This window comes from Micromonospora sp. NPDC051924 (assembly GCF_055586005.1).
This window is the reverse complement of record NZ_JBVJJA010000005.1, coordinates 133,649-148,794: the sequence shown is the minus strand read 5'-3', so window position 1 is coordinate 148,794 and position 15,146 is coordinate 133,649. Positions and strand designations below refer to the sequence as shown.

The 15,146-nt window shown below is 70.6% G+C and carries 13 protein-coding genes; 9 read left to right on the top strand and 4 right to left on the bottom strand.

Features of this window, described 5'->3' with window-relative positions; all coding sequences use genetic code 11:
* The first annotated feature begins 156 nt into the window (after positions 1-156).
* The 3 genes from ACZ6S5_RS05710 (at position 157) to ACZ6S5_RS05700 (ending at position 5,253) form a co-directional block, all read left to right on the top strand.
* Positions 157-2,910, top strand: a complete 2,754-nt coding sequence (locus ACZ6S5_RS05710; protein WP_465998109.1) for a transglycosylase domain-containing protein — start codon at positions 157-159, stop codon at positions 2,908-2,910.
* Positions 2,911-3,098: 188 nt separating this feature from the next.
* Complete coding sequence (locus ACZ6S5_RS05705; RefSeq protein ID WP_465998107.1) at positions 3,099-3,620, top strand: DUF2690 domain-containing protein; 522 nt, start codon at positions 3,099-3,101, stop codon at positions 3,618-3,620.
* Positions 3,621-3,744: 124 nt separating this feature from the next.
* Positions 3,745-5,253 (top strand): glycosyltransferase family 87 protein, encoded by a 1,509-nt coding sequence (locus tag ACZ6S5_RS05700; protein WP_465998105.1) that lies wholly within the window; start codon positions 3,745-3,747, stop codon positions 5,251-5,253.
* A 55-nt stretch (positions 5,254-5,308) separates the two neighbouring features.
* On the opposite strand, the gene ACZ6S5_RS05695 is transcribed toward ACZ6S5_RS05700, so the two are convergent.
* Positions 5,309-5,830: a DUF2690 domain-containing protein gene (locus tag ACZ6S5_RS05695; RefSeq protein ID WP_465998103.1), complete on the bottom strand. Its 522-nt coding sequence runs from the start codon at positions 5,828-5,830 to the stop codon at positions 5,309-5,311.
* Positions 5,831-6,068: 238 nt separating this feature from the next.
* On the opposite strand from ACZ6S5_RS05695, the gene ACZ6S5_RS05690 reads away from it, so the two are divergent.
* Positions 6,069-6,317: a hypothetical protein gene (locus ACZ6S5_RS05690; protein WP_465998101.1), complete on the top strand. Its 249-nt coding sequence runs from the start codon at positions 6,069-6,071 to the stop codon at positions 6,315-6,317.
* 79 nt (positions 6,318-6,396) lie between these two features.
* Here ACZ6S5_RS05690 and ACZ6S5_RS05685 read toward each other — a convergent pair whose 3' ends face one another.
* A complete protein-coding gene (locus tag ACZ6S5_RS05685) occupies positions 6,397-8,658 on the bottom strand; it encodes a hypothetical protein (RefSeq protein WP_465998099.1) in 2,262 nt (753 codons plus the stop codon).
* Positions 8,655-9,437: a deoxyribonuclease IV gene (locus ACZ6S5_RS05680; protein ID WP_465998097.1), complete on the bottom strand. Its 783-nt coding sequence runs from the start codon at positions 9,435-9,437 to the stop codon at positions 8,655-8,657. The genes ACZ6S5_RS05685 and ACZ6S5_RS05680 overlap by 4 nt, the downstream gene beginning before the upstream one ends.
* 673 nt (positions 9,438-10,110) lie before the next feature.
* Here ACZ6S5_RS05680 and rpsF point away from each other — a divergent pair.
* The 4 genes from rpsF to rplI all read left to right on the top strand — a co-directional run bounded on the left by rpsF (position 10,111) and on the right by rplI (position 11,751).
* Complete coding sequence (gene rpsF / locus ACZ6S5_RS05675) at positions 10,111-10,401, top strand: 30S ribosomal protein S6 (protein ID WP_013736576.1); 291 nt, start codon at positions 10,111-10,113, stop codon at positions 10,399-10,401.
* Positions 10,402-10,481: 80 nt separating this feature from the next.
* The gene (locus ACZ6S5_RS05670) at positions 10,482-11,009 is read left to right on the top strand and encodes a single-stranded DNA-binding protein (protein ID WP_199737222.1); all 528 of its coding nucleotides are present in this window, start codon (positions 10,482-10,484) and stop codon (positions 11,007-11,009) included.
* Positions 11,010-11,050: 41 nt separating this feature from the next.
* On the top strand, positions 11,051-11,290 hold the full coding sequence (gene rpsR / locus ACZ6S5_RS05665) for a 30S ribosomal protein S18 (RefSeq protein ID WP_013289355.1): 240 nt from the start codon (positions 11,051-11,053) through the stop codon (positions 11,288-11,290).
* Positions 11,291-11,304: 14 nt separating this feature from the next.
* Complete coding sequence (gene rplI, locus ACZ6S5_RS05660) at positions 11,305-11,751, top strand: 50S ribosomal protein L9 (RefSeq protein ID WP_465998095.1); 447 nt, start codon at positions 11,305-11,307, stop codon at positions 11,749-11,751.
* Positions 11,752-11,830: 79 nt separating this feature from the next.
* Here rplI and ACZ6S5_RS05655 read toward each other — a convergent pair whose 3' ends face one another.
* Positions 11,831-13,342: a hypothetical protein gene (locus ACZ6S5_RS05655; RefSeq protein ID WP_465998093.1), complete on the bottom strand. Its 1,512-nt coding sequence runs from the start codon at positions 13,340-13,342 to the stop codon at positions 11,831-11,833.
* Positions 13,343-13,735: 393 nt separating this feature from the next.
* Here ACZ6S5_RS05655 and dnaB point away from each other — a divergent pair, with 393 nt between their 5' ends.
* Positions 13,736-15,139, top strand: coding sequence for a replicative DNA helicase (gene dnaB, locus ACZ6S5_RS05650; RefSeq protein WP_465998091.1), 1,404 nt, complete (start codon positions 13,736-13,738; stop codon positions 15,137-15,139).
* The last annotated feature ends 7 nt before the right edge of the window (positions 15,140-15,146 follow it).

The window sequence follows — 15,146 nt, the reverse complement described above, 5'->3', positions numbered from 1 at the left end:
TGGCGCACCCGACAGCTTTTAGGTCTGAATAGTCCGAATAGATCGGATTTGACGACTGCGCCCCGGCCCGCCCGGGGTGTAGCGTCTCGTGTCGCAGCTCACGGCAACCCGGTGGTGGCGCCCCCGCGCCCCACCGCGACCGGCAGGGTGTGAGGAATGAACTACGGCGATCCCAGTTCTTCGCGTGGGCGGGCCCAGATCCCGGGCCCGAACGGTGACCCCGGTTCCGGAGGGAGCCCGCGCGGGAACGGTTGGTCATCCGGGTCCGGCGGGCGTGCCTCGGTCGGTGGCGCCGCCCCGGTGCCGCGCGGCGCTGCGGGCTCGGCCTCCGTCGGTCGGGCCGGCGCGGGCCGTGCCTCGGTCCCGGTCTCGCCCGCTCCCGGCGGCGCCTCGGGGCGCGCCGGTGCCGGCCGTGCCTCGGTCCCGGTGTCCCCGGCGGGTCCCGCCGGCCGCGCCTCGGTCGGCGCGGCGAGCGTGGGTACGGCCGGTCGGGCGAGCGTCGGCTCGGCGGCCGTGGGTGGCCGCGCCGCGGTGGCCCGTGCCGGTGTGCCCGGCATGGTGGGCGGTGGCCCCGGTGGGCCGGGCGGCCCGACGGGGCCCGGCCGGGGTGGTCGCGGTGACGACCCGGCGGCGGCGGCCCGGGCGAAGAAGCGTCGGCGGATCAACATGCTGATCGCGGGCTTCGCCGTCTTCATCATGCTCGCCGGCATCGGCGTGGTCGGCTTTACCTACTACTCGACCAACGTCATTCTCCCCGAGGACACCATCCCGCCGCTCTCCACCACGATCTACGCCGGCGACAACAAGACGGTCATCGCGAAGATCGGTGACCAGAACCGGCAGCTGGTGACCATCAACCAGATCCCGGAGTACGTCCAGCACGCGGTGGCCGCGGCCGAGGACCGGAACTTCTACCGGCACTCCGGGGTGGACTACAAGGGCATCGCCCGCGCCGCCTGGAACAACCTCACCGGCGGTGACAAGCAGGGCGCCTCGACCATCACCCAGCAGTACGCCCGCAACGCCTTCGACAACCTGAACCAGGACACGTACGGCCGCAAGGTGAAGGAGGCGATCCTCGCCTCCAAGCTGAACGACAAGTACGACAAGCCGACGATCATGCAGCACTACCTGAACGTGATCTACTTCGGCCGCGGCGCGTACGGCATCCAGGCGGCTGCGCAGACCTACTTCGGCAAGGACGTCTCCAAGCTGACCGTGGCGGAGGCCGCGGTGCTCGCCGCGTTGATCAAGCAGCCCGAGCCGAGCACGACGCCGGGCGGCCACAAGGGCTACGACCCGGCGATCAACCCGACGGATGCGCTGGACCGGTGGAACTACGTCATCAACGGCATGATCGCCGAGAAGTGGCTCGACGCGCCCAACATGCCGGCGCACCCCACCGCGTATCCGACGAAGACGCTGAAGAAGCCGACGAAGAACAACGGCGCGGACTTCGGTGTCAACACGCCGTACGGCAACGTGGTCAACTACGTCTCGCAGGAAATGCGCGAGATGAAGCTGTGCACCGACGACCAGGCGGCAGCCACGCCGGACAAGCCGCTCTGCTCGCAGGCGCTGAGCCGGGGCGGCTACAAGGTCTTCACCACCATCGACCCCAAGATGCAGGAGGCGGCGCTCGACGCGGCCCAGCGGGCCAGGAAGGGCTCCGAGCTCTACGGTCAGCGGAAGAACCTGATGGCCGCCGTGGTGGCGATCGACCCGAGGACCGGCGCCGTGAAGGCCTACTACGGCGGGGACAACGGCACCGACTTCGACTACGCCGGCAAGAACGTCGACAACAAGGGCGTGCTGAGTGGCGGCCACTCGCCGGGTTCGAGCTTCAAGATCTACACCCTGGCCGCGGCGCTCGACAACGACATCTCCGTCAAGTCGCGCTGGAAGGGCAAGGCGTTCACGCCGGAAGGCTTCAAGGATCCGATCAGCAACGCGGGACATGCCGACCCGTCCTGCCACGACTCCTGCACCCTGGAGAAGTCGACGCTGCTCTCGCTGAACGTGCCGTTCTGGCACGTCACCCAGCAGATCGGCCCGGACAAGGTCGTCGACATGGCCAAGCGGGCGGGCGTCACCACGATGTGGCGGACGGACACCGACCCGGCGAAGGACTACGACCTCACCAAGCTGAAGGGCTCGGAGGTGGCCCCGGAGCCGTTCTACTACAACGTCGGCTTCGGTAAGTACCCCATCACCGTGCTGGACCATGCCAACGGGGTGGCCACCTTCGCCAACCAGGGCGTCTACAACAAGGCGCACTTCGTGAAGAAGGTGCAGAAGCAGAACACCGTCACCGGCAAGTGGGACACGGTAGGCGGCGAGAAGCTCAAGCCGCAGCAGCGCATCAGGAAGGACGTCGTAGCGGACGTCACCTCCGTGCTGGAGGAGTACCCGGCCCAGGTGAACCGGCGCCTCGACGACGGCCGGAAGGCCGCCGAGAAGACCGGCACCTGGGAACTCGGTGACGGCAGCGAGCACAACGGCGACGCCTGGATGATCGGGTACACGCCGCAGCTCGCCACCGCCGTCTGGGTCGGCAACGTCGGCAAGCGACTGGCGATCATCGACAACGACAAGCGGGACATCAGTGGTGCCCGGATGCCGGGCGCCATCTTCCAGCGCTTCATGAACGACGCCCTGAAGGGCACGGACAAGGTGGACTTCCCGCCCGCCGCGCACCTCGGCAAGGACGACGTCGGCAACGGCGATCCGGCGCCGGCGCCGGAGCCGCAGCCGGGTCAGCAGCCGGGTTGTGACCCGCTCGGCCTGTTCTGCCCGGGCGGCAACAACAACGGTGGCGGCAACAACGGGCCGGACCTCCCGCCGGGACCGGGTAACGGTGGTGGTGGTGGCGGCCTCCTGCCGAGCACCCCACCACGGCAGACGTACTGACGGCAGCGCCCTGACGACGGCGGCCGGACCACTGGTCCGGCCGCCGTCGGCGTTTCCGGCTGCGCTTCTACCCCGACAGGCCATCGAATCCCCATCACCGTCAGTCAGCAGGCGACTGCGCTTGATGACGGGCCAACGGGCGACGGTGTGAGGCTGGCACCAATGGTCGGCCGAGCAGAGGAGGAAGCATGGCGATGCGTTCTGTGGCACGAGCCCTCGGGATGGTCGTCGCTCTGATCCTGGCAGTCGTGGGAGCGGCCGCGCCCGCCGGCGCCGCAGGTATCGAACCAGCCCCCGGCGGGGCGTTCATCATGGAGGCGGACAGCGCCTATGTGCCGGCGGCCGAACTCGCCTACTACGGGTGCCGCTCAGAATGTGACGGTAAGAACCCCGCGACGTACAAGGTCTACTACGACTACTGCTCGAACTGCTACTACAAGTGCGCCGACGACGCCACCACCGTCGCGAGCAACACCAACTCCATCACCCTGGAACTCCGCTACAGCCCCCGGTGCCGGACCGCTTGGACCCGGGTCGGCAGCGACTTCTACTACCCGACCATCAAGAGCTTCTATCTGGACGGAACGCCCCGGAAGCAGTACAGCGGATTCGCCGGCAACTACTACACGGTGATGGTCGGCGACGCCAACCTGGAGGCTCAGGCCTGGGCGACGTCGGGGCCGACCACCTCGTGGACCGACAAGTACTAGGTCGGTCGGGCGCGGCGAACGTACAGAACGAAGTGCCCGACGGGCGGGCTGGGCCACCGGCCCGGCCCGCCGCCGTCAGGCATCCGTTCCCAAGGTCGCTCGGGATACGGCAGGATGCCTCTCCATGAGCAACCAGTCGACGGCAGGCATCGACGACAGCGGGACGACCGACCACCCGTCCCGCTCGGACGGCTTCGTTCGCGGCGCTTCCGAGCTGATCGGTGGCCCGCTCGGCGACCACGCCGTCACCCTGGACCGGCCGGCCGGCCGGGAGGGCCGATTCTGGACCGCCGCCCGGATCGTGCTGGCGCTGGTCTGCCTGACGCTCGCCCTGCACTGGGTGCAGAAGTCGCCCTGCCAGGACGGCGCCTGGCAGAACAACGCGCAGTACACCCGCATGTGCTACACCGATGTGCTGGCGCTCTACTACGCCGAGGGGCTCAACGAGGGCAAGGTGCCCTACGCCGACCACCCGGTCGAGTACCCGGTGCTGACCGGCTACTTCATGGGGGCGCTCGGGCTGCCGGTGCACGCCCTCGGCGTCGATGACCCGGGGATCAACCAGGGGCAGTGGTTCTACAACCTCAACGCGCTGGTGCTCAGCGCGCTCGCCGTGGCCACCGTCGCCATCATCCTCAACCTGAGGCGACGACGGCCCTGGGACGCGGCGATGTTCGCGCTCGCCCCGGCCCTGCTGCTGACCGCCACCGTCAACTGGGACCTGCTCGCCGTCGGACTCGCCGCCTTCGGGCTGCTGGCCTGGGCCCGACGCCGTCCGGCGACGGCCGGCGTCCTGCTCGGACTCGCCGGGGCGGCGAAGATGTGGCCGCTCTTCCTCCTCGGCCCGATCCTGGTGCTCGGACTGCGCGCCGGGCGGCTGCGCGCCGCGCTCACCGCCACCCTCACCGGCGTGGTGGCGCTGGTCGTGGTCAACCTGCCGGTGGCGATCCCGTACCGGGAGAGCTGGAGCCGGTTCTTCGATTTGAACACCACCCGTCCCATCGACTGGGGCACCCTCTGGTACATCGGCCGGTACCTCGACGGCAAGGTCGGCCCATCGGCCCCCGGTGACCTCGGGCCCTTCGAGTGGCTGAACGCGCACATCCCCACCCTCAACTGGGTGTCCTATCTGCTCTTCGGCCTGGCCTGCCTGGGCGTGGGCGCGCTGGCGCTGTTCGCTCCCCGCCGGCCCCGGCTCGCCCAGCTCGCCTTTCTAGTGGTCGCCGCCTTCCTGATCTTCAGCAAGGTCTGGTCCCAGCAGTTCGTGCTCTGGCTGCTCCCGCTCGCGGTGCTGGCCCGGCCGCGCTGGGGCGCCTTCCTGGCCTGGCAGTTCGCCGAGGTCTGCTACTTCGTCGCCTTCTACGGCGAGCTGCTCGGCGCGGCCACCAGCCGGCCGGTCTTTCCCGAGGGCGTCTTCGTGCTCGCCGCCAGCCTCCGGCTGGTCACCGTCGCGGTGCTCTGCGGCTTCGTGATCCGGGACATCCTGCGCCCCGAGCGGGACGCGGTCCGCACCACCTACCTGGACGACCCGGACGGCGGCGTCCTGGACGGAAGCCCGGACGCACCGTGGCTGGCGGCCCGGCGACGGCGATCCGTGTCGGGCATCGGCGTGTCGGCGGAAGTGCCGGCGTGAACAGCACTGCCGGCGACCACCACGGTGGTCGCCGGCAGTGCTGGACCGATCGGCCTCAGTACCAACGGGTGCAGGCCCAACCGCTGTACGGACCGATCGGCTGGAAGCAGGCCTGCGCCTCGAGGTTGGCGTCGTTCACCATCGCCGTCCAGGTGTCCGGGGAGTAGGCCGACATCGTCGTGCGATAGGTGCCGGTGGTGTACCGGCTGATTACCTTGAACGACACGTTGCTGGAGCTGGTCCTCGCCCACGCCGTTCGGCACCTCGGGCTGTACCGCAGCTCGACGTTGCCCAGCGGGTCCGTGACCCGGTACACGTAGCCGTCGGACAACTTGGGCGTGATGGCGTCCGCGCCGCAGGTGGTGACGACGCCGCCGATGTTGACGGTGTACGTGGCCGGGTCCTTGCCGTCGCAGAGCGAGCCGCATCCGGACGTGGCCGTGATCATTGCCGGGTTCTTCGGGGAACCAAGGGGAGCGGCCGATCCCCCTCCCGCCTTGGCCTGCGCCGGTGCGCCGACGGCGAACGTCGCCATTGCGGCCAGCCCGGCGACGATGACTCGAATTCCTCTACTCATGTGTGCTCCTTCATGTGCGCCGGTCGTCTCGGCTCGAGACGGTCTCGTCAGGGCACGATCACAGGACCTGCCATCGTTCTGCCATCAATCGATCACTCGGCTGGCCGGCAGCGGATCCGCCTTCAACCGGCCCTCCTGTTGAGCGACGGCGATGACGATGGCCCGACGATGATGCCGTGATGAGGCCGCTTCCTACGCTTCCCGTCACCTGGATGAGTCAGCGGAAAGGGAAACGGTCTTGAGCAAGGCATTCGGCGTCAAGCGGGCGTTGCTTGCGCTCGCAATGGTGGGCGGTGCGGTGTTCGCGGCCCCGGGGGCCGCATCGGCGGGGGTCACCTACGACCCGGACATCTGCCGCGGCAGTGGTGGGTCGGGCTACCAGTCGTGCAACGGCAAGGACCCGAACGCGATGGGCTGCAGCGCGGTCACGGTGGACCAAGGCCAAGCGGCCAACGGGGTCTTCCTCGAGCTGCGGTGCGTGCGCTGACCGGACGGTGTCGCACCGCACAACGGTGGGGCGCCCGTTCGAATCCGAACGGGACGCCCCACCGGCACGTCGATCCGCGTCACAGGTGGTAGACGACCGCGTCGCCGACCTCCTCGCGGGTCACCCCCAGCCCGTCGACCGGCTTGTCGAGGATCCGCTCCCACGGGGTCCCGCCGAGGTTGTTCCGGAGCACCACCACGTTCTTCACTCCGAGCTGCCGGAGGTACTCGATGCTGGGCTGATCGGGGAAGCCGACGCTGACGTCGCGTACCTTCGCCTGGGTTTCCGGGGTGAAGCCACTGCCGCCGTTGACCATCTGCTGGAACCGGCTGGTCGACCAGACCATCACCGGCTGGTCCAGGTTCTGGCTGCTCGGTAGGACCAGCATCGGCCCGTCCACCGTGCGCATCACCGCCGGCTGCTGCGGCACCACCGGGTGCGGCGTGACGTTCAGACCCTCGACGATCACCAGCAGCAGCGGCAGCAGAGTGGCCAGTCGCAGCCACGGCCCGGGCCACGGCGGGACCCGCTCCGCGGCGAGCTCGCGTACCCGGGCGCAGAAGGCGGTGACCGCGCCCGCGGCGAGCAGGCCGAGGAACAGGGTGGCCCAGAGCATCAGCCGGCCCGGCGTGCGCAGCCCGTTCCACCCCGGCAGGTACTCGAAGAGCGGCACGAAGGTCCAGGTGCCGCCGAAGAACCGGGTGCCCATCGCCAGGACCATGCTGACCAGCACCCCGGCGAGCAGGTAGAGCCGGTGCCGGACCCGCCAGACCGAGAAGAACAGTCCGCCGGCGGCCAGGGCGTAGAGCGCGTAGCCGGGCAGCAGGGTCATCTCGGGGTGCCAGGGCAGCGCCGCCCGCGCGCCCTCGTGCAGCCCACCCCAGACCCGCGACTCTGCCGGGGCGGTGAGGAAACCGCTCGCCGGCGGCGAGTAGATGGCGATGTCGCCGAGCGTCCGGGCCGCGTTCGGGTGCAGCTCCGCGACCTTGAAGAAGGGCACCGCCAGCAGCGCCCCGACCGCGCCGAAGAGCAGCCCGCCGAGCAGGTCGGCGAGGAACAGTCGGCCGCCGAAGGGCCGCTTGACCGGCCGCACCACCCAGCGCCGGGCGAACCAGAGCACCGCCGACACCAGCACGATGCCGCCCAACAGGTACGCGAACATCAGGCCGATGCCGAAGCCCAGGCTGAGCTGCCAGGCCGCCACCAGCCAGCCGGTGAACGCCCAGCTGGCGTGCCGGCGCTCCGGGCGGTACCCGTACCGCAGGGACCAGCCGTGGCCCCGGGCGAGCATCGCCAGCGCCAACGGGATCCCGCCGTTGGAGATGATGTGCAGGTGCCCGGCCTGCGCCAGCAGCCAGGGAGCGTAGGCGTAGCTGGCCCCGGCCACCGCGGCCCCGATCCGGCCCGCGCCCAGCTGCCGGGCCAGCGCGTACGCCCCGAGCGTGGCGAGCGCGTGCGCCAGCACGAACATGATGTTGTAGCGCACCAGGGCGGCCTCGGGACCGTGCCCGATCATGCCGGCCGGGGCGTACCCGAGGAGCGTGTCCGAAAAGGCGAAGCTCCACGGGTCGGGGAAGAAGGCGTTGGAGTTCCACAGCTGCGTCGGGTCGGTCAGCAGGATGTGCCCCGACCAGGCCATCTGCCAGGCCTGGAGGCTCGGGTCCCAATAGTCCTGGGGCAGCGTGTAGGCCGGATAGCGCAGCGTCGGCCAGGTCATCAGGACGGCGAGCGCCAGCGCGGCGACGGTGGCCAGGGTCCACTCGTGGACCAGGAACCGGCCCACCGCGCGGACGGCCCGACGGGGGCGGCCGAACACCGGATCCGGGGCGGGGCCGAATGCGGTGAACGGGTCGTCCGGCTTCGTAGCGTCCGCGGGTTCGGCCTTCTCGTCCGTCTTCACGGGATCGGTCGGGTCCGCCTTCCCGGCACGGGTCGTGTCGTCGGCCGTCGCGGGATCGGTGGGCTCCGCCTCTCCGGTATGGGCCTTGTCGGCGGCCGCACCGACGCCGGTGGCGGATGCCGCGCCGTCGGCGGACCCGCCCGTGGCGGCTTTCGCGCCGGCTCCGGCGGTCGCGTCGCCCGGACCCGTCGTCGCGGTGGTCACGTCCGTGCCGGTGCCGTCCGGGGCCCGGTCGCTGCCGGCGTCACCCGGTCCGGTCCCCCGTTCGGTCGCCTCCGCGCCCGTGCTCCCGGCGGCGGCGGGACCGGAAGGGGGCGTCGACCCCTCGCCCGCCGTCGACGTGGCCGGTGCCGGTCCGCCGCCGGTCCGGTCGGATCCGCCGGTGGCGGAGGGCTCGACGGGGCGGCCGGCGGCGGTCGCGTCGGACTGCTCGGTGGTCATGCCACGGCCCCCAGCTGCGCACGCAGGAAGGCGATGTCGGCCGCCTGGCCCTCCACCCCGCCCGGGGTCTCCACGATGACCGGCGCCCCGGCCGCCCGGATCAGCGCCACCACCAACTCGGGATCGATCGTCCCGCCGGTCAGGTTGTCGTGCCGGTCCTGCCCCGAGTCGAACGCGCCCTTGGAGTTGTTGGCGTGGATCAGGTCGATCCGGCCGGTGATCGCCTTGACCCGGTCGACCAGGCCCAGCAGTTCCTCGCCGCCGGCGTACGCGTGGCAGGTGTCCAGGCAGAAGCCCACCTCGTAATCGCCGAGCGCGTCCCAGAGCCGGGCCAGCGCGTCGAGGTGGCGGGCGCAGGCGTTGTCCCCGCCGGCAGTGTTCTCGATCAGGACCGGCAGCGGGAAGCCGCCCGAGTCCGCCGCGTACGCGAAGGTCTTGCGCCAGTTGTCGAAGCCGACCGCGAGGTCGTCACCCGCGTTGACGTGGCCGCCGTGCACGATCAAGCCCTTGGCCCCGACCGCCGCGGCGGCGGACGCGTGGCCGAGGAGCAGCTTGCGGCTCGGGATGCGGATCCGGTTGTTCAGGGTGGCCACGTTGATCACGTACGGCGCGTGGACGTAGAGGTCGACGTCGGCGTCGCGCAGGCGTTCGGCGTCCTCCCGGGGCTTCGGGGCCTTCCATCCCTGGGGATCGGAGAGGAAGAACTGCACCGCTTCGGCGTCGCGGGCGGCCGCCTCGGCCAGCGGGTCGGTCGGATCGACGTGGGCTCCGATTCGCATGGAGGGCAGCCTACGTCGCGGCCCCGACGCGCGGGACGACCGCGGCGGGCCGGTTGCGGTGTGCGGACCGGCGCGCGCCTCGGTGGTCGGGGCGGCGACCAGCGTCACCTGCCGGCCCGGTGGTCGTTGTCCGAGGTGGGATTGATGGTCGACGCTCCGACCGGACGCGGGTCCACAGCGCGCCCGGGCGAGGGGAAGACCACCCGGAAACGGGACGCCCCGCCGTGCGGCCCGGCATGGCGGGGCGTGACCCGGCTCGTCACAACGGACGGCTCTCGGCAGATCCGCCGGGCAAATTCCTCCATTTACCCCAAGAGGTGACGAGAGCCGTTGTATGGTCAGACCAGGTGACAACACAATAAAGCTCCGCGGGGCGTCCTCGATCCAACCTCATCGGTGTGGTCGTTCCTCCCCAGGTCCCACCCAAGGAATGCGGACGGGACGCCCCGCGGCCCCGTGGACAGGGGTCCACCTCCGACGCCGGAGGTGGACCCCTGTCGCCGCGCCCGGGACCCCGCGTCCGACCGGCCCGGACATGATCGTCTGGACCGGGTATCCTGGTCCGGTTGTCCGCGTCCGGCCGGGTTCCCCCGACACCGGGCACGGGCCACGACGCACGACCTCCTGCCACGGAAGGACCGTGGCCGCTTAGCCCACAGGAGGTGAGCACGTCTTGCGTCATTACGAGATCATGGTGATCCTCGACCCCAGCCTCGAGGAGCGCACCGTCGCCCCGTCGCTCGACACGTACCTGAACGTGATCCGGACCGCGGGTGGCTCGGTGGAGAAGACCGACGTGTGGGGCCGCCGGCGCCTCGCGTACGAGATCAACAAGAAGGCCGAGGGCATCTACGCCGTCGTCGACCTCCAGGCGACGCCGGAGGCGGTGGCTGAGCTGGACCGTCAGCTGCGACTCAACGAGTCCGTGCTGCGCACCAAGGTCATCCGGCCGGAGATGCGCTGAGCATCTGACCCGGCACGTCCGGATCAAGCCTCATCGACGCTGTCAGACGGCTCTGAGAGCCTGTGAGGGCGAAACGATGAGTGCGCGAGGAGATGGTCATGGCAGGAGACACCACCATCACGGTCATCGGCAACCTGACCGATGACCCCGAGTTGCGGTTCACCCCCTCCGGGGCGGCGGTCGCCAAGTTCCGGGTCGCCTCGACGCCCCGCTTCATGGACAAGGCGTCCGGCGAGTGGAAGGACGGCGAGCCGCTGTTCCTCTCGTGCACGGTCTGGCGGCAGGCCGCCGAGAACGTCGCCGAGTCGCTGCAGCGCGGCGCCCGGGTGATCGTGTCCGGCCGGCTGCGTCAGCGGTCGTACGAGACCCGAGAGGGTGAGAAGCGCACCGTCATCGAGCTGGAGGTCGACGAGATCGGCCCGTCGCTGCGCTACGCCACGGCGAAGGTGCAGAAGATGTCCCGCTCCGGCGGCGGTGGCGGCTTCGGTGGTGGTGGTGGCCAGGGCGGCGGCGGAGGCAACTTCGACGACCCCTGGGCCTCGGCCTCCCCGGCTCCCTCGCGCGGTGGTTCGGGCGGCGGAAACTTCGACGAGGAGCCCCCGTTCTAATGGCGCCGAGCGCCCGCGATCGCAAACCAGGAGCAAGAGCAATGGCCAAGGCTGCGGCACTTCGCAAGCCGAAGAAGAAGGTGAACCCGCTCGACAAGGACGGGATCACCTACATCGACTACAAGGACACCGCGCTGCTGCGCAAGTTCATCTCCGACCGCGGCAAGATCCGCGCTCGGCGGGTGACCGGCGTGACCTCGCAGCAGCAGCGGCAGATCGCCCGTGCGGTCAAGAACGCCCGCGAGATGGCGCTCCTGCCGTACACGGCCACGACCCGCTGAGAGGAGGCACCGACATGAAGATCATCCTGACTCAGGAGGTGTCCGGCCTCGGTGCCCCGGGCGACATCGTCGAGGTGAAGGACGGCTACGGCCGTAACTACCTGCTGCCGCAGGGCTTCGCGATCGTCTGGACCAAGGGCGCGGAGAAGCAGGTCACGGTCATCAAGCGGGCCCGCTCGGCCCGCGAGATCCGCGACCTCGGCCACGCCAACGAGGTCAAGGCCCAGATCGAGGGCCTGAAGGTCAACCTGAAGGCCCGCGCCGGCGACGGCGGCCGGCTCTTCGGTTCGGTCACCCCGGCCGAGATCGTCGACGCCGTCAAGGCCGCCGGTGGTCCCAGCCTGGACCGTCGCCGGCTGGAGCTGCCCGGCCACATCAAGGCCCTCGGCTCCTACCCGGTGAGCATCAAGCTGCACCCCGAGGTGAGCGCCAAGTTCGACCTGAACGTCGTCAAGGGCTGACACCGAGCACGACGAAGGGCCCGCACCGGACTCCGGTGCGGGCCCTTTCGCTTGCCCGACAGCGCTCGCCCGGCAGCGTTCAGCCGATCGGCTGGCCGGTCACCGCGCTGATCACCACGGTGGAGAGGCCGCCGCCGACGACCGCCGCCGACAGCGCCACCGTCGCCGACCGCCACGTCGTCCCGACCCGGCGCAGCACCACCGCCACGACCAGGCTGCTCACCAGGGCCAGCCCGAACCGCGGGGCGCCGGCGATCAGCGAGGCGAAGGCGTGCGTCCGCGGGGAGTCACAGCCGCCACCGGTGATGTCCGTGACACAGCCCGCCGGGGCCTGCCCGTCGAGGAACAGCAGCCCGACGAAGGCCAGCAGCGCCGGCAGCAGGTAACAGGCGGCGGTGTAGACCAGCGGCCGGAGCGGACCGCCCGGATCCGGGTCGAGCAGGTCGTCCTCCAGCCGACGGCTCCACGATCCGCCGCCGACCGCCTCCACCCGCCGGCGCGGGGTCGACGCCCCGCCCCGGCCCGCGTCCACCGGATCGACCGGGCGGCGCGTCGTACGCGGGCGGGGAGCGGTGTACGGGACCACCGGCGAGCGCGGTGCGGACGTCGGCGTCTCCATCCAGCGCGGATCGTCACCGGCCAGCCGGGTCCCGGACCAGAAAGCCTCGGCCTGCTCCGCCGATGCCCAACCCTCCCGGACCGGCGTCGGCGGCACCGTCCGGTCCCACTGGTCGACCTCGGCGTACCGGCTCCACTGGCCGGTGTCCGCGGTGGACCCGTGCCACTGGCCGGTGTCCGTGACGCGGGCCCACTCGCCGGTGTGCTCCGTACGCTCCCACCGGGCCGTGTCGTCCCATCGGTCGGCGGCCGACCGGTCCCACGCGTGCACCCCGGAGGCGTCCCACGGGTCGACCGCCGGCCGCTCCGCCGGATCCGCCTCGACCGACCGGCCCCGGCTCCACGAATCGGCCGCCGGCCGGGACCAGGAATCGCCGGAGCCCGCCCACCGGGCGCGCCCGGTCGAACCTGACTCCCACCAGTCGCCCTCCGTGCCCGGCGACGTGCCGTCCGCCAGCCCGGACCAGGTCACCTGCGGTCGCCGGGCCGGAGCACGCCGTGGCCGGCTGCGCGGGACCGGACCGGACACCGGATCGTCCTCGCCCGGCTCGGCCCGGCGGCTCCCCACGTACCCCTGCTCCTGCGGGGTGTCGAGGGTCCACTCGGCGGTGTGCTCGCTCGCCGGGCCGGCGTCGATGGCTTGCAGTTCACGGCGGTCGCCCTCGCGGCGCCACCCGCCGCCGGCGCCCGAGCCACCGCCGGAGTACGGCGGCTCGAAGTTCTCGTCGTCGTTTGGGGCGGCGTGCCGTCCCCCGCCGTCCGTCCGACTCACGCCGGACTCCACCGCCCACCGGGGAAGGTACGTGTCGACCGGCTCGTCCTGGCCGCGCTCGATCGCCCGACGACGGCTCGGCGTGCGGTAACGCCCGGGCGTCTGGTCTCCCGGGAACGGCTCGCCGGGATCGTCCCACGGGGCGATCGGCTGGCGCTCGCGCGGCCTGCCCTCCCCGCTTCCCCAGTCCCGGTAACTCACGGCCGGAGCGTGACCCTTCTCAACCGAAAGCGCAATCCGCTGTCCAGGTGTAGCCGTTCGCAGAGATAGTACGGGACGAACGGCTCAGAGGCTCCACCCGAAATCTGTCGTCCACAGGGTGGGGATTAAGGAATCCCAGCTCAGGATGCTTGTGGACAGAATCTGCCAACACTTTTCCACAACCTGTGCACACCCTGCGCACATGTCCTTCGCTCGGCGTCCACAGGTTGTCCCGAGGCTCGTCCACCGGCATTGTTGAGGGCCTGACCTCGGGTTCCGTATCGTGGTCCCCCGACCGTCCGGGCGATGGCCCCCGATCGACCGGAGGGTCGTCGGAGCTGTCAGACCCCGGCGGTAGACCTGGATTCGATCCGACGCAGCGAGGGGGGACCCGTGTCGGTCACCGACGACCAGCGGACGGAGCGGACCGGGGGGCCGTCGCCCGCGCCGCCGCAGCGAGACGCGCAGTTCGAGAAGACCCCGCCCCAGGACGTGGCTGCGGAGCAGTGCGTCCTCGGCGGCATGCTGCTGTCCAAGGACGCCATCGCCGACGTCGTCGAGATCCTGAAGTCCAACGACTTCTACCGGCCGGTGCACGCCACCATCTTCGACGCGATCCTCGACATCTACGGCCGCGGCGAGCCCGCCGACCCGATCACCGTCGCGGCCGCGCTGGCCGACTCCGGCGACCTGGCCCGGATCGGTGGCGCGCCGTACCTGCACACGCTGATCGCCAGCGTGCCCACCGCCGCCAACGCCGCCTACTACGCCCGGATCGTCGGCGAGCGAGCGGTGCTGCGCCGCCTGGTCGAGGCCGGCACCAAGATCGTCCAGCTCGGGTACGGCACCGGCCAGGGCGGCAGCCGGGACGTCGACGACGTCGTCGACCTGGCCCAGCAGGCCGTCTACGAGGTCACCGAGAAGCGGGTCAGCGAGGACTTCGCCGTACTGGCCGACATGCTCCAGCCGACGCTGGACGAGATCGAGGCCGTCGGCGCCCAGGGTGGCGTGATGACCGGCGTGCCGACCGGGTTCAGCGACCTCGACCGGCTGCTCAACGGCCTGCACCCGGGCCAACTCATTATCGTGGCGGGCAGGCCGGGTTTGGGCAAGTCAACAGCATCCATGGACTTTGCCCGAAATGCATCCATTCGCTCGAACCATGCGTCGGCGATCTTCTCGCTGGAAATGAGCAAGGTCGAGATCGTCATGCGACTGCTCTCGGCCGAGGCCCGGGTGCCGCTGCACGTGCTGCGCAGCGGCCAACTCTCCGACGACGACTGGACCAAGCTGGCCCGCTGCATGGGCGAGATCAGCGAGGCACCGCTCTTCGTCGACGACACGCCGAGCATGAACCTGATGGAGATCCGGTCCAAGGCGCGGCGGCTCAAGCAGAAGCACGATCTCAAGCTGATCGTGGTCGACTACCTCCAGCTGATGACCTCGCCGAAGCGCACCGAGAGCCGGCAGCAGGAGGTCGCCGACCTGTCCCGTGGCCTCAAGCTGCTGGCCAAGGAGGTCGAGTGCCCGGTGATCGCGGTGTCCCAGCTGAACCGTGGTCCCGAGCAGCGTACGGACAAGCGACCGCAGCTCTCCGACCTGCGCGAATCGGGATCAATTGAGCAGGACGCCGACGTTGTCATCCTGCTCCACCGCGACGACTACTACGACAAGGAGTCGCCACGCGCCGGGGAGGCGGACTTTATTGTGGCCAAGCACCGAAATGGCCCGACCGACACCGTGACCGTGGCCGCCCAGCTGCATCTTTCCCGCTTCGTCGACATGGCCATCGTCTGACCCACGG

Coding starts and splice junctions, on each gene's coding strand:
- ACZ6S5_RS05710 (WP_465998109.1), top strand. CDS start 157: ATGAACTACGGCGATCCCAGTTCTTCGCGTGGGCGGGCCCAGATCCCG.
- ACZ6S5_RS05705 (WP_465998107.1), top strand. CDS start 3,099: ATGGCGATGCGTTCTGTGGCACGAGCCCTCGGGATGGTCGTCGCTCTG.
- ACZ6S5_RS05700 (WP_465998105.1), top strand. CDS start 3,745: ATGAGCAACCAGTCGACGGCAGGCATCGACGACAGCGGGACGACCGAC.
- ACZ6S5_RS05695 (WP_465998103.1), bottom strand. CDS start 5,830: ATGAGTAGAGGAATTCGAGTCATCGTCGCCGGGCTGGCCGCAATGGCG.
- ACZ6S5_RS05685 (WP_465998099.1), bottom strand. CDS start 8,658: ATGACCACCGAGCAGTCCGACGCGACCGCCGCCGGCCGCCCCGTCGAG.
- ACZ6S5_RS05680 (WP_465998097.1), bottom strand. CDS start 9,437: ATGCGAATCGGAGCCCACGTCGATCCGACCGACCCGCTGGCCGAGGCG.
- rpsR (WP_013289355.1), top strand. CDS start 11,051: ATGGCCAAGGCTGCGGCACTTCGCAAGCCGAAGAAGAAGGTGAACCCG.
- rplI (WP_465998095.1), top strand. CDS start 11,305: ATGAAGATCATCCTGACTCAGGAGGTGTCCGGCCTCGGTGCCCCGGGC.